18 protein-coding genes are annotated in these 19,803 nt (G+C 46.2%); 4 read left to right on the forward strand and 14 right to left on the reverse strand.

What is annotated here, in order from left to right:
• Positions 1-40 precede the first annotated feature (40 nt).
• The 3 genes from BLCOC_RS17610 to BLCOC_RS17620 all read right to left on the reverse strand — a co-directional run bounded on the left by BLCOC_RS17610 (position 41) and on the right by BLCOC_RS17620 (position 6,021).
• Complete coding sequence (locus BLCOC_RS17610; RefSeq protein WP_018596348.1) at positions 41-463, reverse strand: bacteriohemerythrin; 423 nt, start codon at positions 461-463, stop codon at positions 41-43.
• A 67-nt stretch (positions 464-530) separates the two neighbouring features.
• A complete protein-coding gene (locus tag BLCOC_RS17615; RefSeq protein WP_115622915.1) occupies positions 531-4,466 on the reverse strand; it encodes an ATP-binding protein in 3,936 nt (1,311 codons plus the stop codon).
• Between the two features lie 13 nt (positions 4,467-4,479).
• Positions 4,480-6,021: an extracellular solute-binding protein gene (locus tag BLCOC_RS17620; RefSeq protein ID WP_029468606.1), complete on the reverse strand. Its 1,542-nt coding sequence runs from the start codon at positions 6,019-6,021 to the stop codon at positions 4,480-4,482.
• 188 nt (positions 6,022-6,209) lie between these two features.
• Here BLCOC_RS17620 and BLCOC_RS17625 point away from each other — a divergent pair, with 188 nt between their 5' ends.
• On the forward strand, positions 6,210-7,376 hold the full coding sequence (locus BLCOC_RS17625) for a cation diffusion facilitator family transporter (protein WP_029468605.1): 1,167 nt from the start codon (positions 6,210-6,212) through the stop codon (positions 7,374-7,376).
• 42 nt (positions 7,377-7,418) lie between these two features.
• Here BLCOC_RS17625 and BLCOC_RS17630 read toward each other — a convergent pair whose 3' ends face one another.
• The 6 genes from BLCOC_RS17630 to BLCOC_RS17655 form a co-directional block, all read right to left on the reverse strand.
• Entirely contained in the window at positions 7,419-8,075 is a 657-nt protein-coding gene (locus tag BLCOC_RS17630) for a lysoplasmalogenase family protein (RefSeq protein WP_131918270.1), read from the reverse strand.
• 91 nt (positions 8,076-8,166) lie between these two features.
• Positions 8,167-9,504 carry an MATE family efflux transporter gene (locus BLCOC_RS17635; RefSeq protein WP_155857209.1) on the reverse strand — a complete coding sequence of 446 codons (1,338 nt, stop codon included), beginning with the start codon at positions 9,502-9,504 and terminating at the stop codon, positions 8,167-8,169.
• A complete protein-coding gene (locus tag BLCOC_RS17640) occupies positions 9,497-9,934 on the reverse strand; it encodes a MarR family winged helix-turn-helix transcriptional regulator (protein ID WP_029468602.1) in 438 nt (145 codons plus the stop codon). Before BLCOC_RS17640 ends, BLCOC_RS17635 begins: the two co-directional genes overlap by 8 nt.
• Before the next feature lie 105 nt (positions 9,935-10,039).
• Complete coding sequence (locus BLCOC_RS17645) at positions 10,040-11,251, reverse strand: ABC transporter permease (RefSeq protein ID WP_242998967.1); 1,212 nt, start codon at positions 11,249-11,251, stop codon at positions 10,040-10,042.
• Complete coding sequence (locus BLCOC_RS17650; RefSeq protein ID WP_115622918.1) at positions 11,248-11,919, reverse strand: ABC transporter ATP-binding protein; 672 nt, start codon at positions 11,917-11,919, stop codon at positions 11,248-11,250. The genes BLCOC_RS17645 and BLCOC_RS17650 overlap by 4 nt, the downstream gene beginning before the upstream one ends.
• 12 nt (positions 11,920-11,931) lie before the next feature.
• Positions 11,932-14,484, reverse strand: a complete 2,553-nt coding sequence (locus BLCOC_RS17655; RefSeq protein ID WP_115622919.1) for a permuted SH3 domain-containing protein — start codon at positions 14,482-14,484, stop codon at positions 11,932-11,934.
• A 341-nt stretch (positions 14,485-14,825) separates the two neighbouring features.
• Between BLCOC_RS17655 and BLCOC_RS17660 the strand changes: the two genes are divergently transcribed.
• Together BLCOC_RS17660 and BLCOC_RS17665 are read left to right on the forward strand one after the other, a co-directional pair.
• Positions 14,826-15,518: an iron-sulfur cluster assembly scaffold protein gene (locus BLCOC_RS17660; RefSeq protein ID WP_018596358.1), complete on the forward strand. Its 693-nt coding sequence runs from the start codon at positions 14,826-14,828 to the stop codon at positions 15,516-15,518.
• 50 nt (positions 15,519-15,568) lie between these two features.
• The gene (locus BLCOC_RS17665) at positions 15,569-16,579 is read left to right on the forward strand and encodes a GGGtGRT protein (RefSeq protein ID WP_115622920.1); all 1,011 of its coding nucleotides are present in this window, start codon (positions 15,569-15,571) and stop codon (positions 16,577-16,579) included.
• Between the two features lie 286 nt (positions 16,580-16,865).
• Here BLCOC_RS17665 and BLCOC_RS17670 read toward each other — a convergent pair whose 3' ends face one another.
• Positions 16,866-17,018, reverse strand: coding sequence for a hypothetical protein (locus BLCOC_RS17670; protein ID WP_165907151.1), 153 nt, complete (start codon positions 17,016-17,018; stop codon positions 16,866-16,868).
• Positions 17,019-17,138: 120 nt separating this feature from the next.
• On the opposite strand from BLCOC_RS17670, the gene BLCOC_RS27640 reads away from it, so the two are divergent.
• The gene (locus BLCOC_RS27640; protein ID WP_369845299.1) at positions 17,139-17,333 is read left to right on the forward strand and encodes a helix-turn-helix domain-containing protein; all 195 of its coding nucleotides are present in this window, start codon (positions 17,139-17,141) and stop codon (positions 17,331-17,333) included.
• A 47-nt stretch (positions 17,334-17,380) separates the two neighbouring features.
• Here the strand turns inward: BLCOC_RS27640 and BLCOC_RS27645 are convergent, their stop codons facing one another.
• The 4 genes from BLCOC_RS27645 to BLCOC_RS17695 form a co-directional block, all read right to left on the reverse strand.
• Positions 17,381-17,608: a helix-turn-helix domain-containing protein gene (locus tag BLCOC_RS27645; RefSeq protein ID WP_322255201.1), complete on the reverse strand. Its 228-nt coding sequence runs from the start codon at positions 17,606-17,608 to the stop codon at positions 17,381-17,383.
• A 264-nt stretch (positions 17,609-17,872) separates the two neighbouring features.
• Positions 17,873-18,172: a helix-turn-helix domain-containing protein gene (locus BLCOC_RS17685; protein WP_115622922.1), complete on the reverse strand. Its 300-nt coding sequence runs from the start codon at positions 18,170-18,172 to the stop codon at positions 17,873-17,875.
• Positions 18,165-18,524: a type II toxin-antitoxin system RelE/ParE family toxin gene (locus BLCOC_RS17690; RefSeq protein WP_115622923.1), complete on the reverse strand. Its 360-nt coding sequence runs from the start codon at positions 18,522-18,524 to the stop codon at positions 18,165-18,167. Before BLCOC_RS17690 ends, BLCOC_RS17685 begins: the two co-directional genes overlap by 8 nt.
• Before the next feature lie 532 nt (positions 18,525-19,056).
• On the reverse strand, positions 19,057-19,794 hold the full coding sequence (locus BLCOC_RS17695; RefSeq protein ID WP_115622924.1) for an SIR2 family NAD-dependent protein deacylase: 738 nt from the start codon (positions 19,792-19,794) through the stop codon (positions 19,057-19,059).
• Positions 19,795-19,803: the final 9 nt, after the last annotated feature.

The following is a 19,803-nucleotide window of genomic DNA, read 5'->3' on the forward strand; positions in this document are numbered from 1 at the left end:
GGGAGCGGGATGCCTGCCGCCTCCCGCCCCCCTTATCCTCTTACAGTCTCTCCGGATTGGAGCGCATAAACTTGTATTCAGCAACGGAACGGTCAAACCCTTTAATATGGTCATATAACCAATCCACCACATTTTTCTCCACCTGTTTTACAAAGTTCTCGGTGGGTCCTTCCTCTTCCTCCAGCATCTCCTGAAGCTCTTTCACTGCCTGGCGGAATTCATTATGTTTTTCCCTGTGCTTTTCCAGCCCCGGATATGCGATTTCCTCCTGGAGCTTTTCTTCTGCACTGAAATGAAATTCTGTGTAGTCCAGCAGATAATCCAGCATTTTGACTGCCTTTACCTTACCCTGTCCGTCCTCACAGCTCTCCAGAAGCTGGTTGATCTTACCGATCAGCTCCTTGTGCTGGGAATCAATCATGTCATTGCCGGTTACCAGTGTCTCATCAAATTCTGCTCTCATTAATCAATACCTCCTGTGAATTCTATTAACTATCATCTGCATGGCAGATAAGAGTTACCAAAATAAATCATTGTTTTCTGCTGCCTATGACCTTAATCAGCATATTCAGCAGTTCCTTAAAGTCTATGGGCTTTGCCAGATGACCGTTCATGCCGCTCTCTATAGACTTTTTCATGTCCTCATCAAAAGCGTTGGCTGTCATGGCAATAATGGGTATGGTCCTGGCATCTTCCCTTGGCAGCTTCCGGATCTCTTTTGTGGCCTCCAGGCCGTCCATGACGGGCATACGGATATCCATGAGGATCGCATCGTAATATCCCGGCTCCTTCTCAGAAAACGCCTTCACGCCCAAAAGCCCGTTGTCCGCCCGCTCCGAACGGATACCATGAAGGTTCAGGATCGAGCCGGCGATCTCTGCGTTCAGTTCGTTGTCCTCCACCACCAGAACCCTTCTGTCCCGGAGAATATCCATATCCTTTGGAGCTGCCTCTTCCTCTTCCTGCTTTGTACCATCGCTTAGAACAACCGCAAAGGAGAATTTGCTGCCTTTGCCGGGCTGGCTCTCCAGACTGATCTCACCGTCCATCATCTGCACCAGTTGACTGCTGATGGCGAGACCCAGGCCGGTTCCGCCGAATCTGCGCGCTGTACTCTCGCCTGCCTGTTCAAAGGAATGAAAAATCCTCTTCTGATCCTCCGCATCGATCCCGATTCCGGTATCCTCCACGGAAAAGGAAATCTCCGTCTTATCCGGTGCTGTCCGGCGCTGCTTCACCGCAAACAGGATATGTCCGTCTTTTCCCGTGAATTTCAGGGCATTTCCCAGAAGATTGATCAGCACCTGTTTCAGATGCATGGCATCTCCTACCACCCATTTCTGTTCAAAATGAGTCTCTGTGGTGTAGAGGATCCCCTTCTGGGCAGCCTGAGGAGCGATCAGATCATCAATATTCCTCACCCACTGCTCCAGATCAAAATCCAGCATTTCCAGTTTCATTTTACCGCTTTCAATTTTGGACATATCCAGTATATCATTAATCAGCGAAAGAAGATAGTCCGAAGAGGTGCTGATTTTTTCCAGATATGTCTGTACCTTGCGGGGTACATTTTCATCCTGCATGGCTATTTCCGTCATCCCAATGATCGCATTCATAGGAGTACGGATCTCATGGGACATTCTGGAGAGGAATTCGCTTTTTGCCCTGCTGGCCTGGTCATAATGTACTTTATTCAGATTGTTCTCTATAATCTTGGCAGACTCCTGAATGTTGCTCTGCTCTTTTTTATCCCACAGAACCGCACCTGCCTCTGCCATCAGTGTAATGGAACCTATGTATTTTCCGCCGTCAGTCATGGGAACACTGAAGCCCTGTTTTGTCTCCGGTATCATGAGAAATTTCCGCTGTTCTTTTGTCATGGTCTGCCCGTTGACTATGGAGACTTCCGTACCGTACTGCTCTGTCAGTGCCTTGAACTCCTCTGCAGTAAAACGCTTCATATCCTTTTCCTGATGATCTGCTGCGTTTTTATGCCACTGATGGGAAATATAGGCCGTATGGAAATCCCGGTCCACGGAGGTCATCAGAATATCCGTGGCCCCGTAGTAATGCCCCATCTTCACAAAGAGCACTGCCAAAATGGAATCCATATCTCCGCCTTTGTCAAAGAAATTCAGAGTAAGGGATACCATATTGAGCTGGGGACCGCTGGTTATGCTGGCTATATCGTTGATCTCTGTCAGCATATTCTCTTTGGTCTGGCTCGGGATTTCCCGATAGAAATACACCCTGCCGTCCTTTTTCTGCTTTGCAAAGGTCAGGGCACACCGCACCCTGCGCAGAAGCTGGACATATCCCAGATTGGAATTGTTTCTCATACAGGCACCTGCAGACACGTGAATGCTGAAATCGGCCTCCTGATAAAGCTGCGCGATTGCTCTTCGCACTTCATCTAAAAACACCTCTGTCTGCTCCCTGGTGAATTCTGAGAGCCAGATGAGGATCTCATCACCACCCTGCCGCACCAGTATGATTTCCTTTTTCTCTGTCTGCTCCACCTGCTCCTTTTTTGCCAGAAGCAGGCTGCCGATCTCTTCCAGGATCACATCCCCGAAGATAAGTCCGTAAGTTTCATTAAGGATCCGGAATTCATCCAAATCCAGAAGCACCATGCTTCCGCTTCCGCCTCTGGCCAGCACTTCCGTCAGATAACGGCGCCCCTCCCGCTGTGTACGCAGCTTTGTTATAGGGTCCCGCTTTGCCGATTCGATTTCTCTCAGCTCCTGCATCTTCTGCTCATGGATATCACGTACGCTGCCGATGATCTTGCTCTTTCTGCCATTTTCATCCTGTATCACTTCACCTTTCAGCAGCCTCCAGCGGTACTCTTCAGTGGACTCCTTTTTTCCGCGGAACTCCGCATAGATCTCGTCTCCTCTGACAGCAAACGCTTTTTTAAGCTTATGGTAATCTTCACCAAATATATGTTCCTTAAGCAGTTCCATATCCTCTGTTATCTTATATCTGACAGCCTGACCGCCACGATCCGGATAGTTGAACAGTTCGATTTCTTCTCTTCCCAGATCATAGGTAAAGAAAATATCGTCGCTGCTCTGCAGCGCGATTCTGTAACGCTCCTTCTCCTCTGTCAGGCCTCTCTCTGCCTGTTCCTGACGGCTGGTCAGATTTCTCACAACGTCGTAAAGCTCATCCACCTCTGACACACCTGACGCCTTAAACTGTTCCAGGCTTTTTCCGGCGCTGCTTCGTATGCACTCTGCCAGACGCCGGATCGGGTCTGTCACGTGATTAGCCACCAGATAGGTGCAGATAATTCCGAATACAAGGGCTACCAGGATAGCTGCCAGCACTTTCCACAGGATCTGCCGGCCGATTCCAAAAATAGCTTCATTTTTCTGTATACCTACAAGGAACCATTCTTCCTCCTCAAAAGGTGTGTTGGTATTATAAAGATGCAGCTTTTTTGCTGATGCATAGAGTTCTCCGTCTGCCTTATCCTCATTCAGAATGTAGACCTGGTCAAATTTGCTGTCCTCCACATTCAGGACCGTGCCTAATGCCTTGAGCCGTTCTCCCAGGATTCCGGAGGCTACCAGAGGCCTCCACCGGTTCTTCTCTGTACTCTTCACCAGCATATAGCCGCTTTGTTCATTTTTATTCAGCTCGCTGGACGGAAGCATATCCTGAATATGACTGCCGGACACCTCCACGCCCATGACACCATACACCACACCGTCTTTCATCAAAGGCACAGAATAGGTGATAGCCGGGTACTCACCGCCGCTCTTTCCCTCGTTCAATGAAAACGGATCGCTCCAGTATCCAAGATTTGCATAACTGGCCTTCGGATTTTCCTTGGCCGCTTCATAGGGTTTATAAAAGAAGTCATCCCTGGGATTCTGCCCCGAAGGTTGAAAAGTAAAATCTGTAGTCCAGTAGCTGTCCAGGGCAACCCCTGTCTGATGGACGATATCCCTGCCTCCGCGCTCTATGAGCACATCAGAGTAATCCGGCGAATTTGCAGACGGATCCGTGTCCCTGAAATAATATCCCTTGCAGGTCATGCTGCTATTTTCATTTTCTCCGGCCTTATTGGCTAAGACTAGAAAGGTTCCCGTCACTTCATTTTTTCTGAGCTGGTAGAGGCTGGACATGGCAGTATTCTGCAGAAGCTGTTTCTGAAGCTCACTGTTATCCATAAAGTCTTCCACTGAAATCCTGTTGGATGTCAGCAGGCTGTCCAGCTCCCTGCTAATTTTATCTTCATTTTCACTGACTTCCATCCAGTGCTGGACCATATTATTTTCCAACGTGATTTTCCTGTTCTCCACTGTCTGTTCCATCATTCCCACAGCATAGGAGTCCAGCAGCCGCATGGTACCGCCGATCAGGACTGTTCCGTATGAAAGAATGCTTTGTATCACAAGTACCGCGATCAGAGGGATACAAAACAAAGCCAATATAGTCCACTTTCTTTTCCTCATTTTCTATTCCGCCTCATTCTGCTTTATTCGCCGTATTCTGCAAAGCTGCCACAAAGGCATCATACCAGTTCGTAAAAGATTCCTCAGACACATAATCGGCACATGCCTCTTCAAGAGTCTGCCCCTGGGCGATCAGCTCCTGTACAGCCTTTCTGTCCTCAGCGGCCTTGTCAGCCAGATTATACTCCAGGATCTTCCGCGCCTCTGTTCCTCTCTCAAACGCCTTTGTCGTATAAGGTACAGCCTTCTCAAGGGTGCCAAACAGGCTGTCTAAGACATCGTAGGTCTTATCCGGGATCTCCAGTCCCTGTTCCTCCACTACCTTGTCAACCGCAGCCAGGCTGTTTGCCTCTTTCTTCACCGGAAGATATCCCGATGCGCAGCTGAAACGGATATTATTCTCTGATTCTGTGAACCATTTCAGGAACAGTACTGAGGCATATTCCTCCTCTTTAGTTCCCTCTGTAACCACCATTCCTGCTCCCTGCTGTACAATATAGTCCTCTCCCTCCGCAAAAGAAGGCGCAGGCAGGACCACATAGTCAATGGGGTAAACTTCGTCCTCCTGTTCCACCTCATCCGGGAAATACATGGATGCTGTAGAGGAACCTGTAAATGCCAGGATTTCTCCTATCTTCACATCATCTGAGCGGAATTTTCCGTACGCCGTAAAGTATCCCTTTACAAGCGGTACATAAAAATTATCCCAGATTTTCTTCATGATATCCTTATCTGCCACGACGGACATCCTGCCGTTTTCCACCTGGAAGATTTCCTTTCCCAACTGCTTGGAGCCGATAACAAAGAGATTGGCAACTGAGTCCCTGCCATAAAAAGCTTTTCCGTCCTCCGGCACATCCGGAGTCAGGGAATCTGTCCACTCGTAATATTTCTGTGCCGTTTCCGTCACCCCTTCCAGGGTGGCCAGATCATCCAGCTCGGCACCTGTTGCCTCCGCAAATTTATCCCAGTCTGTCTTATTCATCATAAAGATCTCACTGGATTTAGCCGTTGGGAAAATACGCAGCGTATTGCCCTCACCGATCCTGCCTTCCTCAATATAGGAATCCACATATTCATCCAGCTCCTCTTTGGTCATATAAGCAGAAATATCCGCCAGCTTTCCCCTGCTGTCCACAGTATAGGCGGCATCTGCATAGGCAGAAAAGACATTGGGCATCTCCTGGGCACCAACCTCCTCATTCAGGGATGCCATCACCGCATCTTCCAGATCATTTACGTTTCCCTGGCTGTAGCCTTTTACAAAGATGCCTTTTTCTTTTCCCACCGACTCATTGAACTCATTGACAAGCTCATCAAAAGCCACCTGCTGGGCACCGTTGTAATAATGCCATATTGTAATGGAGATTGGTTTGTCCGGATTCAGCTTGACCGCGTCCTGGGTACTGCCTTTTTCACCTTCTCCTTTTTCCTCCTGCTGATCCTGATTCTTTTCCTGTGTTCCGGCGTTCTCATTACCGCATCCTGCCATGAGGCCTGCGGTCAGTGAAGCTGCCAGCAGCAGACAGCAAATATATTTCATTCTCTTTTTCATATGTATTTCTCCCTCAGATATTGTAATATGATTGGTAACTGATCAGTCCTCTCACAGTTACTATTATTCCTTTTATCATATCATTCACACCCGGGAATGTAAATCTTTTTCCTGCTTTCTTGCGTCTTTCCAAACTTTCGTATAAAATAAACAGAGTATTTCACAAAACTATATTTGGAGGAATAGATATGATCCAATTACTGTCACGTCTTTTTATCAAAGATCATAAAAATACCGCATTACCCGGAGTGCGCCAGGCATACGGCATTCTAAGCGGTGCGGTGGGGATTTTTCTCAATATTATATTGTTCGCCGGCAAGCTTGCCGCAGGAATGCTGAGCGGTTCCATTGCCATCACGGCTGACGCCTTCAACAACCTCTCAGATGCCGGTTCCTCTGTCATCACCCTCATCGGTTTTAAAATGTCAGGCCAGAAGCCGGACCCGGAACACCCCTTTGGTCACGGAAGGATTGAATATATATCCGGTCTTTTCGTGTCCGTGGCTGTACTGATCATGGCCTTTGAGCTTGTGAAATCATCCATTGGAAAGCTGCGCAGCCCCGAACCGGTGAACAGCAGTCCTCTGGTCATTGCCATCCTCTGTGTCTCTATTCTGGTCAAAATGTATATGGCATACTATAACAAATCCCTGAGCCGGAAGCTGGACAGCGCCGCCATGTCCGCCACCGCTGCCGATTCCCTCAGTGATACCGTATCCACAGCCGTTGTACTGGCTGCCACTTTGGTTGGGCGTTTGACAGGGGTCCTCATTGACGGATGGTGTGGTATTCTGGTTGGACTTTTTATCTTTTATACCGGTATTCAGGCTTTGAGGGAAACTATGAATCCCCTTCTCGGACAGCCGCCCAAGGAGGAGTTTGTAAAGAACATCGAATCACTCGTCACCGCCCATCCCATGGTCAAAGGCATTCACGACCTGATCGTCCACGACTATGGTCCCGGCAGACTGATGATCTCCCTGCACGCAGAGGTGCCTGCAAACGGCAATATCCTGCAGATCCATGATGAAATAGATAATATCGAGAAAGAACTTCAGGAAAAACTAAACTGTTCCGCCACCATACATATGGACCCGGTCGTCACAGACAATGTCCATATCAATCATCTGAAAGCTGAGGTGAGCCGTATCATCGGCCAAATCTCACCCCGGCTTACTATGCATGATTTCCGTGTGGTGGAAGGCCCCACACATTCCAATCTCATCTTCGATCTGGTCATTCCCCACGATTTCTCCATGACAGAGGTGGACGTGGTAAACCGGGTCAAGGAACAGATCCGGGGACTACAGGGCAGTTACTATGCAGTTATCCAGGTAGATCACAGTTACAGTTAAAAAGGAGGAAAGCTGTGCGGACAGCTTTCCTCCTTTTTAACCTCATCCCGGCAGATATCTGCACACAGCCAGCAGGTAAACTGCCCCGTAGTACAGGACCAGAAGTATTTTATCTAATCTCCTGCTGTTTTTTTCACCCAATAGGTTCACCGCCAGTATCGTATCCGACGCCACAAACGCCGCCCCACCAAGAGCCGCTGCTGCGCCGGCCAGTCCCGGATTTTCAAAAAACACAGTCCCTGCCATGGAGAACATAGCGCAGAGAAATGCCACATACAGCGCACCTAAGGCTGCCAGCTTACCGAGCTCTCTGATATAGGACCTGAGTATGGCAAAGAGCACTGCATATACACAGACAAATAAGAGCAGCGTAAACCGATCCGGTGATGCCAGACACAGCATTCCCCCGATAAAGCACAGATGAGCCGCAGCAAACACAGCAGCCCCTGCCACAAAACACACCTCCAAAAATCCATCGGCAGCCATACAACAGACAGTTCTCGCTGCTATGAGCCAGGAAACTCTGTTCTGTTCCCGAACCGCAAGACAAAGAGCCGGTATCACCGCCATCAGCGTTGCGGAGACTTTGTAACCGATTTCCTTTCTGCCTGTTTCATGCTTTTTTCTCACATACGCAGTTCCCAGAAAAACCATAAGAGCTGCCGTCGCCGGCAGCAGAAGCATATCCCATCCTCTCAAGCACACACCGCCTCCCCCAGTTCCTTTACGACTTCAGAATTTACATACTCATAGTATACTATATTCCTACATCCACGTCCACGATTCCCTCTCAGGGAAGGTAGTGATAGGCTGATTTTTTCTTAATGGTATAGAATACTGCCAGGGCAAATGCCATAAATTCTGCTGCCAGAGACGCGCTCCAGACACCGTTTACACCAAATAAAACAGAGAAACCGATCAAAAAAGCGACCAGAAATACCAGGGTACGCATAAAAGACAGGATTGCGGAAACCTTACCGTCTCCAAAAGCAGTAAACATGGCCGAGCTGAAAATATTGTAGCCCTTGAACAGATATCCGAAAGCGTAAACCATAAGTCCGGCAGTGGCAAGCTCATATACCCGGCTTCCCCTCTCAGCAAAAACAGATGCCAGTGTCCCGGAAAAAAGCAGGGTTCCCACGGTCATCACCACACCTACCCCCATGCAGAACCCGACGCTGATCTTATAGAGTTTCCGCAGTTTCTGTACATGACCGCCTCCGTAATTATAGCTGAACAACGGCGCCACTCCCATGGAATAACCAAGGCTTATGGCGATCAGCACAAAGTCCAGATACAGGAGAATGGAAATTGCTGCAACACCTTCATTCCCCACCAAACGCATCATAATAATATTAAATAAAAATGTGGTGATACTTCCCGACAGATTGCTCACCATCTCTGAGGAACCATTTGTCATGGAATTGAGCAGTACCCTCCAATCCATCTTAGGCTTTACAAAATGAAGCTGTGCCTTTCGGTTAAAGGTAAAGTAAAAAATGCTGAAAAATGCGGGAATGCAGTAGCCGATACCTGTAGCCACTGCTGCACCGGCAATCCCCATATGGAATACACCGATGAATACATAATCCAGTATCACATTGGCCAGCCCTCCTGCCACTGTGACGGTAAGGCCAATGTGGGGCTTTCCGTTCGCCACAAAGAGGCTTTGGAATTCCAACTGCAGAATATTGGCCGGCTGGAAGATGAGCAGAGGAAAGGCATAGGCGTAACAGTATGCGTAAATATCCTCATTTGCTCCCAGCATATAAATGATCTTTTCCAGAAAGACAAAGGAGAGGATCGTGATCACAATGCCAAGCCCTACGGCAAATAAAGTGATAAAGGTCACATTTTCATTGGCTTCCTGCTGCTTTCCCTCACCCAGCTTTCTTGAAACAATGGCTGTGATGCCGGTTCCGAACATGGTACCCAAAGCAATGACAAAGCTGAGTAAGGGGTAAACAATGTTGACGGCGGAGAAGGCGTCCGTGCCCACAAGCCTTGACACAAACATACCGTCCACCACTGTATACAGGGACATGACAACCATCATGACCATGGAGGGAAGAGCGAATTTCAGGATAGAGGGAATTGTTATTTTTCTTTCAAGTCCCTGATCAATCATCCTGCATGTTCCTCCATTCATATCCGCATATGGTCTTCAGCACTTCCCCAAACGTATCAAGCTGCTCTTGCGAATATTTTTCTTTCAGTTCCCTCTCTATTTTGTAAAATACCTGGTCGTATATCCCTAAAACCTGCTCCATGTGAGGGCTTAACTCCAGATAATAAACCCGCTTGTCTTTTTCGCTCTGTTTTTTTATTACCACACCCTGCTTTACCAGTTCATTGATCTTCAGGGTCACAGCGGACTTTGTGATCTTCAGGGCATCTGCGATCTTGCTGACTGTACACTCCTTCATCTGTTCCATTACGTTGATATATAGAATGCTGTTGTAAGAAAGTCCGTTATAATAATCGTTTCCATTCATCACCTGCAGCTCATAGAGTGACATGTGATAGTAGAAATCGTTAACACCTTTTACTATATCCATCTGCGTCCTCCTTGTATATTAGTTTTGCAAATTTAATTAAATTTACTTAACCATATTAACAGGAGCAAATGGTTTTGTCAACTCAAATCTTAACCGCTTTCCCACTCATCCCGAATAACGCAATGCATCTATGGGACGCTTTTTTGCCGCCTTATTGGCCGGGTACAATCCAAAGAGCACGCCGATCACTCCTGAAAATGCCACTGCTGCCCATACTACCTCCGGAGCCATGGAAAAGTTCATCGCGTCCTGACTCACTTTTCCGATCAGCCTCAATATTCCCCAGGATGTACCGATCCCTATGAGACAGCCCATAAGACTTACCAGCAGCGCTTCTATTAGAAACTGCATCATGATACTCCCGCGGCCTGCTCCGATGGCTTTGCGGATGCCGATCTCCCTGGTCCTCTCTGTCACGGACACCAGCATAATATTCATAATGCCTACGCCTCCCACCAACAGGGAAATAGCAGCGATACCGCCCAGCATAAGCGACAGGGTATTGGTCACACTCTCCATGGTTTCCATCAGCTCAGACTGGCTGACAATGGAAAAGGCATCCTCATCACCGCCGAACCGTTCCAGCATCATCTGTTCCATGGAAAGCTCCGCAAAATCCATGGTGTCTTCACTGGATGCAGAGGCATAAAACTGTGTCACATACAGAATATTGTCAGCGATCCGGGTCATGGTGGAGTAGGGAATATATCCCTCCAGCATGACGCTGCTGCTCTCCTCCTCAGAACCGGCCGACATCTGTGCAGCGGAAGCTGATTCCTCCTCATCCAGGATTCCGATCACGAGAAAGCTCCTTCCGTCCAGCGCTACTGTCTCGCCTACTGCATCCGCATAGCCGAAAAGCTCTTTGGCGGAATCTTTTGTGAGGATCACCACATAGGAATTGTTCTCCACATCTGTATTCTTGATGTTCCGCCCGTATGCTAGTTCCAGATTCTGAATATCCAGGTAACTGCCCGTGGTTCCTATCAGTGTCATGGTTCCGTCCACATATCCGCTTTTGGCTGTGACGCTGGTCCTGGAAAACGGAGCAGTCTCCTCAATATTTTCATTTTCCGTAAAATCAGAAAGTTCTAAAAGGCGCAGGGGATTCTCCTTGTCATCTGTTATGGTCACGGTCAGGTAGTTGGAGCCCATACCGGATATCTGATCCGTGACTGAAGAGGTGGCCCCATCCGCAATGGACACCAACACCACCAGGGCGATCACACCGATGATGATGCCAAGCATGGTGAGAAATGTCCGCATCTTATTGGAGCAGACCGCGTTCCAGGCCATTTTCAATGACTGTATCATCATATCCTCACCTCGCTCACTTTGCCGTCTCTGATGCAGATTTTCCGCTCTGCCTCATCTGCCACCTGATCATCGTGTGTAATTAGGACAATGGTGTTCCCTGCCTGATGAAGTTCATGGAACAGATCCATAATCTCCTCGCCTGTGCGGGAATCCAGATTGCCTGTGGGTTCATCTGCCAGAAACAGGGAAGGTTCTGTCACCAAGGCTCTGGCGATCGCCACCCGCTGCTGCTGCCCGCCGGACAGTTCCGTAGGGCGGTGGTGCATTCTGTGTGTCAGTTCTACTCGCTCCAGGGCCTCTCTCACCTTTCTCTTCCTGTCCGCAGCCTTTACTTTCTGGTAGATCATGGGGAGTTCCACATTTTCTTCCGCGCTCAGCCGGGGAAGAAGGTTGAAATTCTGGAAAATGAACCCGATCTTTTTATTTCTTATCCTGGCAAGTTCCGTCTCCGAATACTGCTCTATGGCGGTGCCGTCCAGGATATATGCTCCCTCATCCGCGGTATCCAGGCATCCGATAATATTCATAACCGTGGACTTTCCGGACCCTGACGGGCCTACAATGCTGACAAATTCTCCCTTCTCAATCTCCATGGTAGCATGGTCAAGAGCACGGACCTCACTGGTTCCCATACGGTAAATCTTAGATACATCTTTTAATATAATCATTTCATCACCGCCTTAGTTCATAGACGGCGGAGACTGCATCTGTCCCTGTCCGCCGAAATCCGGCATGTTTCCCTTTCCCCCGGAACCGCTGCCCCTGTCTTCCATCACGCCGCCGCCCATACCGCCGAAATCACCGAACATACCGCCGCTCTCGCCGCCGGAACTGTTGTCAGAGGAGATTCTCTGATAATATACCGTGTCTCCTTCTGCCAGTCCCTCTGTGATTTCCACTGTACTGCCGTCAGAGAGGCCTGTTGTCACTTCTGTCTCATCGCTTGGATTTCCCTCTGCGTCCCTGCCGGTATAGACAAATGTCCTGTTTCCTTTCTCCTGAATGGCATCTACCGGAATGGTGATGACATCCTCCCTGCTCTCCACTGTGATAGTGGCGGACGCATTCATGCCTGTCTTCATCCGGGAATCCCGGGCCACTGTAATATTCACGCTGTATTTTGCCACACCGCCGCTGGCACTTGCGCTGCTGCCCACTTTCGTAACTTCTCCTTCAAATTCCTTATCCTCGATGGCATCAAAAGTCAGTGCGGCTGTCTGGCCTTTTGACACAGAGTTAATGTCCAGTTCATCTACATTTACGGATAAAACCATATTGTCATCCGATGAAATAGTAAATGCCGCCACATCTGTACTGTACTGGGATGCCTGTGCTGTGTCTGTGCTGTCTGAGCTGCCGCTTGATGAGCCGCTGCTGCTCAATGCAGCAGTTGATGTCCCCGAACCACTGGTTCCTGCGCCAGAACTTCCTGCCCCTGTCTCCCCAAGTCCTAACGTACCTGTACCGTTTCCGGTACTGTTGTCAGTACCGCTGGTACTACCGTCATTTCCGCCAGAGTTACTGATTCCGCCGTTATTTCCGGTGCTGCTGATTCCTGTTCCGCTGCTTCCTGTGCTGCCAGTACCTGCTCCGCTGTTTCCTGTTCCACTGTTTCCTGTGCTGCCAGTACCTGCTCCGCTGTTTCCTGTACTGCTGCTCCCTGTTCCGTCGATACCTGTTCCGCTGCTTCCTGTTCCGCTGTCGTCTCCGTTCTGGTCTGTTGTGCCTGTTCCGGAGTCATTACCGCTGTTCTTTTCTGTGGCAGGATAGGTGATGGTAAAGGAAAGTATCTTGTTATCAGATGACACTGTTATTCCTGATACCGCACCGCTCTCAATACGGAAAATGCTGTCTACCTGAAAATACCATCCCTCATTGGCCGTAAGCTGTACCTGTGCCTGATAGACCGTATCAGCGGCAAAGGGATCATCCCCCGGCTGATATGTCACAGTTCCCGTATAACTGCCATCTGCAGCGGCAATATCTGACTGCGGCTTTTCTCCGGCTCTGGGTTCTGCCAGGGCTAAAAGAGCAGATGTACTCTCTCTTTCACCAGCTACCTCCAACTGTATTTTTGTTTCCTGTTCCGCCGCAGCCAAACGTGTTTCCGCTTCCGTACTGCTCTCTGTCAAAAAGCTGCTCTCCTCCATTTTTCCCCCGGTATCTGCCAGGGTGATTACCTCGTAGGAATAGCCCCTCATATCTGATGCCTGATATGACATATTGCTCACCCTGCCTGATGAACTTCCTGATACAGATGCCTGAGAGACACTGCTGCTCTGACTGCTATCTGAACTGCCGGCTGATACATTGACACTCTGAATGGTACCATCCATCTCCGCCTTGACAGAACCGCTCCCGGAAAGCTCTATTAACTTCTGCAGAGTCTCTGCATAAGCCTCCCGCTCTGCCAGAGCCTCCAAATATTTTACAGACTGCGTAGTCTCTGTCAGTGTCAGAAGCGTGGTGCCAGCACTGACAGATTCATCCTCTGACACTTTAATTTCCTCCACCGTGCCTCCCGTAGCTGTCACAGCTAACTGCTGGTGTATGTACGCTTCTCCGCTGCCAAGGATTGTTCCCTCTGCGTCCGTAACAGATACATTTTCCCCTATACCCACACCGCTGTCTGAAAAGGTGATCACACAGGTGCTGCCGTCAATACTCTCTATGGTTCCTGTTTTTTCACTTCCGTCCAAAAGGAGCACTGTGACACTGTCACCTTCAGCGGCAGCACCGGTCAATTCCAGCTTTACAGCCATCTTCCCATCAATGGAAAGAAGCATGACCGCCCCGTTTTCCAACATACTGTCCGCAATGCTGCTGCCCTGGGACACATAGATCCGCTTCACTCTGCCGTCCACACTGGCTGTAAGTTCTCCGGCCTCTGTCTCATCTTTTGTCTCATTGATCTCTCCATCCAGATTTTCAATTTTCTCCTGGACATCTCTCATGGCGCTGAGCACAGAGGCGTTGTCCACAGTTGCCAGCACATCCCCTGCCGAAACATGGTCACCGCTCTCCACCTTCACCTCATCAATGACCACACCGGAGGGCACAGTCACATTTACCGGTGTGTCCGCCTCCAGGTTGCCGGTTCCCACTATGGTTTTAGAAATGCTCCCCTTCTCTGCGGACGCCTCTTTTACTGCCTGGCTTCCCATAATCGGTACACCGCTCTCATTATGGTTCCGTAGGATCACTGACCCGGATATGCCCACGATCACCACCACAGTGACCGCCCCTGCTGCTATTTTTTTCTTTTTCGGTAATTGTTTCCATTTTCCTTTAATATTTAGTTGTTTTTTCGTTTTTATTCATTCCCTTCTGTCGTCTGTTTTGGATTTCAGTATAAAAAATCAACCTTAAATGAACCTAAAAGAACAGGTTTTTGATATGTGAAAAATCTGTGTCTCACCACATTCTTCCATTTACAGGGACAGACAGCTCTTAATTTTGTTTTTTTAAAAAATAAGTCTGGATTTTTTTGTCACTTTGTGAGAAAATGAATTGGAATAGGACGTTAAATTTCTAACGCACTTGAAGTAAATATATTCTTGAAAGGAGTTTTAAAATGATTTATTCACACGAAGTAGAAACAATGTGTCAGGTACATCAGGGTGTAAACCACGGCGCAGCTCCAATCCCGGAAGAAGCAAAATGGGTACAGGCAAAAGAAATAAAGGATATCTCCGGTTTAACACACGGTGTGGGCTGGTGCGCACCACAGCAGGGTACCTGTAAATTAACATTGAATGTAAAGGATGGTGTAATCCAGGAGGCACTGGTGGAGACGATCGGATGTTCCGGTATGACTCACTCTGCTGCTATGGCATCTGAGATTTTACCAGGAAGAACCATTTTGGAAGCTCTGAACACTGACCTTGTATGTGATGCTATCAATACTGCTATGAGAGAATTATTCTTACAGATCGTATACGGAAGAACCCAGAGTGCATTCTCTGAAGACGGACTTCCTATCGGTGCAGGTCTGGAAGATTTAGGAAAGGGCCTTCGTTCTCAGGTTGGTACTATGTACGGTACACTGAAAAAAGGACCTCGTTATCTGGAAATGACAGACGGTTACGTTACTGGCATCGCTTTAAACGAAGATGATGAAATCATCGGCTACAAATTCATAAGCTTCGGAAAAATGATGGACTTCATCAAAGCAGGCGATGACGCCAACACAGCATTTGAAAAAGCTCAGGGACAGTACGGCCGCGTTGACGATGCAGTGAAGATCATTGACCCGAGAAAAGAATAATTATACATACGCTGTAAGATCTGTCATAGAAAGAATAGGAGGATAAATTAATGGCTTTATTTGAATCATATGAAAGAAGAGAAAAACAAATTCTTGCCGCTCTCAATGAATACGGCATTAACACCATCGAAGAAGCTGCTGAAGTTACAAAAGCTGCCGGTCTCGATGTTTACAAAATGGTAGAAGGCATCCAGCCAATCTGCTTTGAGAATGCAAAATGGGCTTACACTGTAGGTGCTGCCATTGCCATCAAAAAAGGCTGTAGAAAAGCTGCTGATGCTGCTGCCGCTATCGGTGAAGGACTTCAGGCATTCTGTATCCCGGGTTCCGTTGCTGATCAGCGTAAAGTAGGTCTTGGACACGGAAACTTAGGCAAAATGCTTCTGGAAGAAGATACCCAGTGCTTCGCATTCCTGGCAGGACACGAGTCCTTCGCTGCTGCTGAGGGTGCTATCGGTATCGCTGAGAAAGCAAACAAGGTCCGCAAAGAGCCTCTGCGCGTAATCCTGAACGGTCTCGGAAAAGACGCCGCCCAGATCATCGCGCGTATCAACGGATTTACATATGTAGAGACAGAGTATGACTACACAACAGGCGAGTTAAAAGAAGTATTCAGAAAAGCTTACTCTGAGGGACTTCGTGCAAAAGTTAACTGCTACGGCGCTAACGATGTACGTGAAGGTGTTGCTATCATGTGGAAGGAAGACGTTGACGTTTCCATCACAGGTAACTCCACCAACCCGACCAGATTCCAGCACCCGGTTGCAGGTACCTACAAAAAAGAGCGTATCGAAGCCGGTAGAAAATACTTCTCCGTTGCTTCCGGCGGTGGTACAGGACGTACTCTGCATCCAGACAACATGGCAGCAGGCCCTGCTTCCTACGGTATGACTGATACCTTAGGACGTATGCACTCTGATGCACAGTTCGCTGGTTCCTCTTCTGTTCCGGCTCACGTTGAGATGATGGGTCTGATCGGCGCAGGTAACAACCCAATGGTTGGTATGACTGTTGCTGTTGCTGTTGCTGTTGAGGAAGCGGCTAAAGAAGGTAAATTCTAAGAAAGACTACAAAATCAAGGATTTACAGGTTAATGAAAAGTAATACAAATTGGGTTTATGTAGGTAATTCATAGACTATTCATACATTACTCGTGCACCTACATTCCTACACTTACCCCGGCATAAAAGCCGGGGTTTTGTTATGTATACAGGTTAGTATTTCCCGAATTTGTCATAGCGGCAATTATTCATAGTCTCATCTGTTCCTTCAGGATTTCTCCTAAAATGTCTAATATTTTGTTTCTATAATTTTTTCCATAGAAATATCCAAATTAAAAAGTCCCTATTAGTGGTCTTTATCTTTTAGAGTTGCATCGTCATTTTTCTTTTTAAATATAATAGCAAGTATTATTTTTTCTAAAATATCTTCTCTATGTTTGAGGATTTCTGCTTCCATATTTGTTAGTTGTAAAATTCCTTTCTCTTTGGCTTTTTCCAAGCAATAACCTTCTTTCTAAAATTTAATATAGTAATTATAGTCAATATAATGACTATAGTCAAGAACAAAACTATATATTATTATAATTAAAGAAAGGTTGATAAAGATATGATAACATATATGCCGTTTTGGAAGACCCTTGAAAAATCTGGTGAGAGCACATATACTTTAATTAATTCTTATGGAATTTCAAGTGCTACCCTGCATAAATTACGACATAACAAACCTATTAATACTACAACTATCGATGATTTATGTACAATATTAAACTGTAGAATTGAAGATATAGCAGAATATATACCTTTTGATGTATAAAAAAGAATATCTGGTATTATCAACCAGATATTCTTTTCTATACGTTTCTATATCTTTTTAGGTTTCTTATATATCAATATATCTGATATATCACAATCTAAAGCATAACATATCCGGCTGAGTACGCCAAAATCAATCCTGACAGCATCGTTATTACAAAGTTTATTCAATTGTTTCCGTTCCAATTGGGCCATAAAACACAATTTATTTTTGCTTAAGCAGCATTTTTCGAGCATTTCATTCAACTTTACATCTATTGTTCCATAATCCATCATATTTTCTCTATCTCCTAAAATAATCTTCTTGTCACTATTTATATGATATTCAATGTGATTAAATAAAAATCACTGTTACCCTATCCATAGCCACTCTACTTTATTTCGCATAAAAAGTGACTACCTGATAACAGATAGCCACTTATTAATATAGAGAACAACTTTTTTTCTTTTACGATGTGGAAAATAATCACAATGATTCCTTTTTAGTCCTCTTCCGCATTAAGATAGTAAACGGATGAGCTGCCATTACATTATGTCTTTTCACGCTTTAAAGTTTGCCGTCTTTTTGGGTATAAAATCAATTTTCAAATCCATTCCCATTCCATCAGCCAACCTTTTCAAAAGTTTTAAAGATGGATTTCTAGTGCCGTTCTCCAATTTGCTAATATCAGCCTGATCAATCCCTGTTTTGTCAGCAAGTTCTTTTTGTGTAAGGTTCTGAGAAATTCTAGCATCAACCATTGCCCGAATAACGTCAAATTCAGGCTGAAGATTTTCGTATTCTTCTCTAAACTCTGGATCTTGTAATTGTTCGTTCAAAAATTCTTTGAATTCACTCATTATTTTTCACCCTTTCTATAAAATCATTTCTATACTTTTTTGCAAGATCAATCTCTTGTTTCGGCGTTTCCTGCGACTTTTTCACAAAGCCATTTGTTAATACGATTCTTCCCTCATAATAAAAGAAATATAATATTCTAGTAATATCCGAACCAACTTTGCCGCGTATTTCAAAAATTCCATCCGATAAATGCTTACTATATGGTTCTCTTAGCTGATTCTCCTTTTCTTCCAAAATTCCAATAATCCCCATCAGTTTAGCCCTCATTTTTGTATCAAGAGATAATAAAAAATCTTTTGCCGGTTTATCTCCATTATCTTTAGTATAAAATTCAATATTGAATTTATCCATTGTATATCCCCTTAGTTTTTCTATTAATATTATATGGCATATATGCCATATAATCAATAGTTTTCTTAATAATTGCTGTTTTTTATTCCTGCCGATTTAGTCAAGTCTTGGTTTCCATTCTACATGGCCCATGTGTCCTATCCATCTATATCAGCAAGCCTCCCGTATCTACCAGAATCATCAGCCCACAAGAACTGAACCCTAACTTCTCTCTACCCGCCTGCTCATAACCAGGGTGACGGCTCGGACACCTGTTTTACACTCTGCATTGCGGTATTTGAGTCACCTTGTAAACGTAAGAAGCTTTAGGAATACTGATATATCAAGGCATTCTTATGCAACTTGAGTAAAAATATACAGAGACGCAGAAATTATAAATTTATATATGGAATTATAGAATGAAAAGTAGACAAAATTCCTATATATTTCATCACTATAAATATAAAATTAAATATTATAATACAATATCATACATAAAGAAAGACCTGCCTAAGCAAGTCTTTCCACCATACCCCTTTTTACTTTTCCCATACTACAGACCCAATTTACTCATTACGTCCATAGCCTTTCCGTCAATAACCAGATTCGCTGTATTATCCGCATAATGATCCTGGTCATTGATGAGGATGATCTTATCCCCGTCAAAATATTTCACATATGTTTTCGCCAACTGGGAATGCATACTGCATCCCAGAAGAAGCAGGGTGTCTGCCATTCCCACCTCATCCACAGCACGTGTCAAAAGTGAATTGTTCACCATTTCTCCCCGAAGGCAAACCTCCGGTCGGATGGTTGTGCCGCATTTCGTACACTTAGGAGTCCCTGCACACTCTGCCACTGCTTTCATGGGATATTTCGCCCTGCATTTTGGGCATACATTCCGATAAATACTTCCGTGGATTTCCAATACTTTCTTACATCCTGCCCTCTTTGGCAGAGAATAGATATCACGGGTTATGACAGCCTGCAGGATTCCTCTGTCTTCCAAACGCTTCAGAGTCTTCATGCCCTCATTGATCCTTCCTCTTTTGCTGAGGATTTCTCGTTTGTAAAAGTCGTAAAACTGGGTCACTCTCGTATTATAGAACTCAGCACTGAACATTTCCTCAGGGGAACATCCGTATCTGGTTTCAATGTCATACGCGTCCTGATCAGACCTCCAATTTGTGCATCCGCACTGGCTGCTCACCCGCATTCCCAACAGACATACCAGATATCTGCTGTTTTCAATGATCTCTTTTGCCCGCAGCAGCTTCTCTTCCTGTGACATTATCCCAAC

Origin of the sequence: Blautia coccoides (genome assembly GCF_034355335.1) — a bacterium.
Lineage (GTDB): Bacteria > Bacillota > Clostridia > Lachnospirales > Lachnospiraceae > Blautia > Blautia producta.

Coding starts and splice junctions, on each gene's coding strand:
- BLCOC_RS17610 (WP_018596348.1), bottom strand. CDS start 463: ATGAGAGCAGAATTTGATGAGACACTGGTAACCGGCAATGACATGATT.
- BLCOC_RS17615 (WP_115622915.1), bottom strand. CDS start 4,466: ATGAGGAAAAGAAAGTGGACTATATTGGCTTTGTTTTGTATCCCTCTG.
- BLCOC_RS17620 (WP_029468606.1), bottom strand. CDS start 6,021: ATGAAAAAGAGAATGAAATATATTTGCTGTCTGCTGCTGGCAGCTTCA.
- BLCOC_RS17625 (WP_029468605.1), top strand. CDS start 6,210: ATGATCCAATTACTGTCACGTCTTTTTATCAAAGATCATAAAAATACC.
- BLCOC_RS17635 (WP_155857209.1), bottom strand. CDS start 9,504: ATGATTGATCAGGGACTTGAAAGAAAAATAACAATTCCCTCTATCCTG.
- BLCOC_RS17640 (WP_029468602.1), bottom strand. CDS start 9,934: ATGGATATAGTAAAAGGTGTTAACGATTTCTACTATCACATGTCACTC.
- BLCOC_RS17645 (WP_242998967.1), bottom strand. CDS start 11,251: ATGATGATACAGTCATTGAAAATGGCCTGGAACGCGGTCTGCTCCAAT.
- BLCOC_RS17650 (WP_115622918.1), bottom strand. CDS start 11,919: ATGATTATATTAAAAGATGTATCTAAGATTTACCGTATGGGAACCAGT.
- BLCOC_RS17660 (WP_018596358.1), top strand. CDS start 14,826: ATGATTTATTCACACGAAGTAGAAACAATGTGTCAGGTACATCAGGGT.
- BLCOC_RS17665 (WP_115622920.1), top strand. CDS start 15,569: ATGGCTTTATTTGAATCATATGAAAGAAGAGAAAAACAAATTCTTGCC.
- BLCOC_RS27640 (WP_369845299.1), top strand. CDS start 17,139: ATGCCGTTTTGGAAGACCCTTGAAAAATCTGGTGAGAGCACATATACT.
- BLCOC_RS27645 (WP_322255201.1), bottom strand. CDS start 17,608: ATGATGGATTATGGAACAATAGATGTAAAGTTGAATGAAATGCTCGAA.
- BLCOC_RS17685 (WP_115622922.1), bottom strand. CDS start 18,172: ATGAGTGAATTCAAAGAATTTTTGAACGAACAATTACAAGATCCAGAG.
- BLCOC_RS17690 (WP_115622923.1), bottom strand. CDS start 18,524: ATGGATAAATTCAATATTGAATTTTATACTAAAGATAATGGAGATAAA.
- BLCOC_RS17695 (WP_115622924.1), bottom strand. CDS start 19,794: ATGTCACAGGAAGAGAAGCTGCTGCGGGCAAAAGAGATCATTGAAAAC.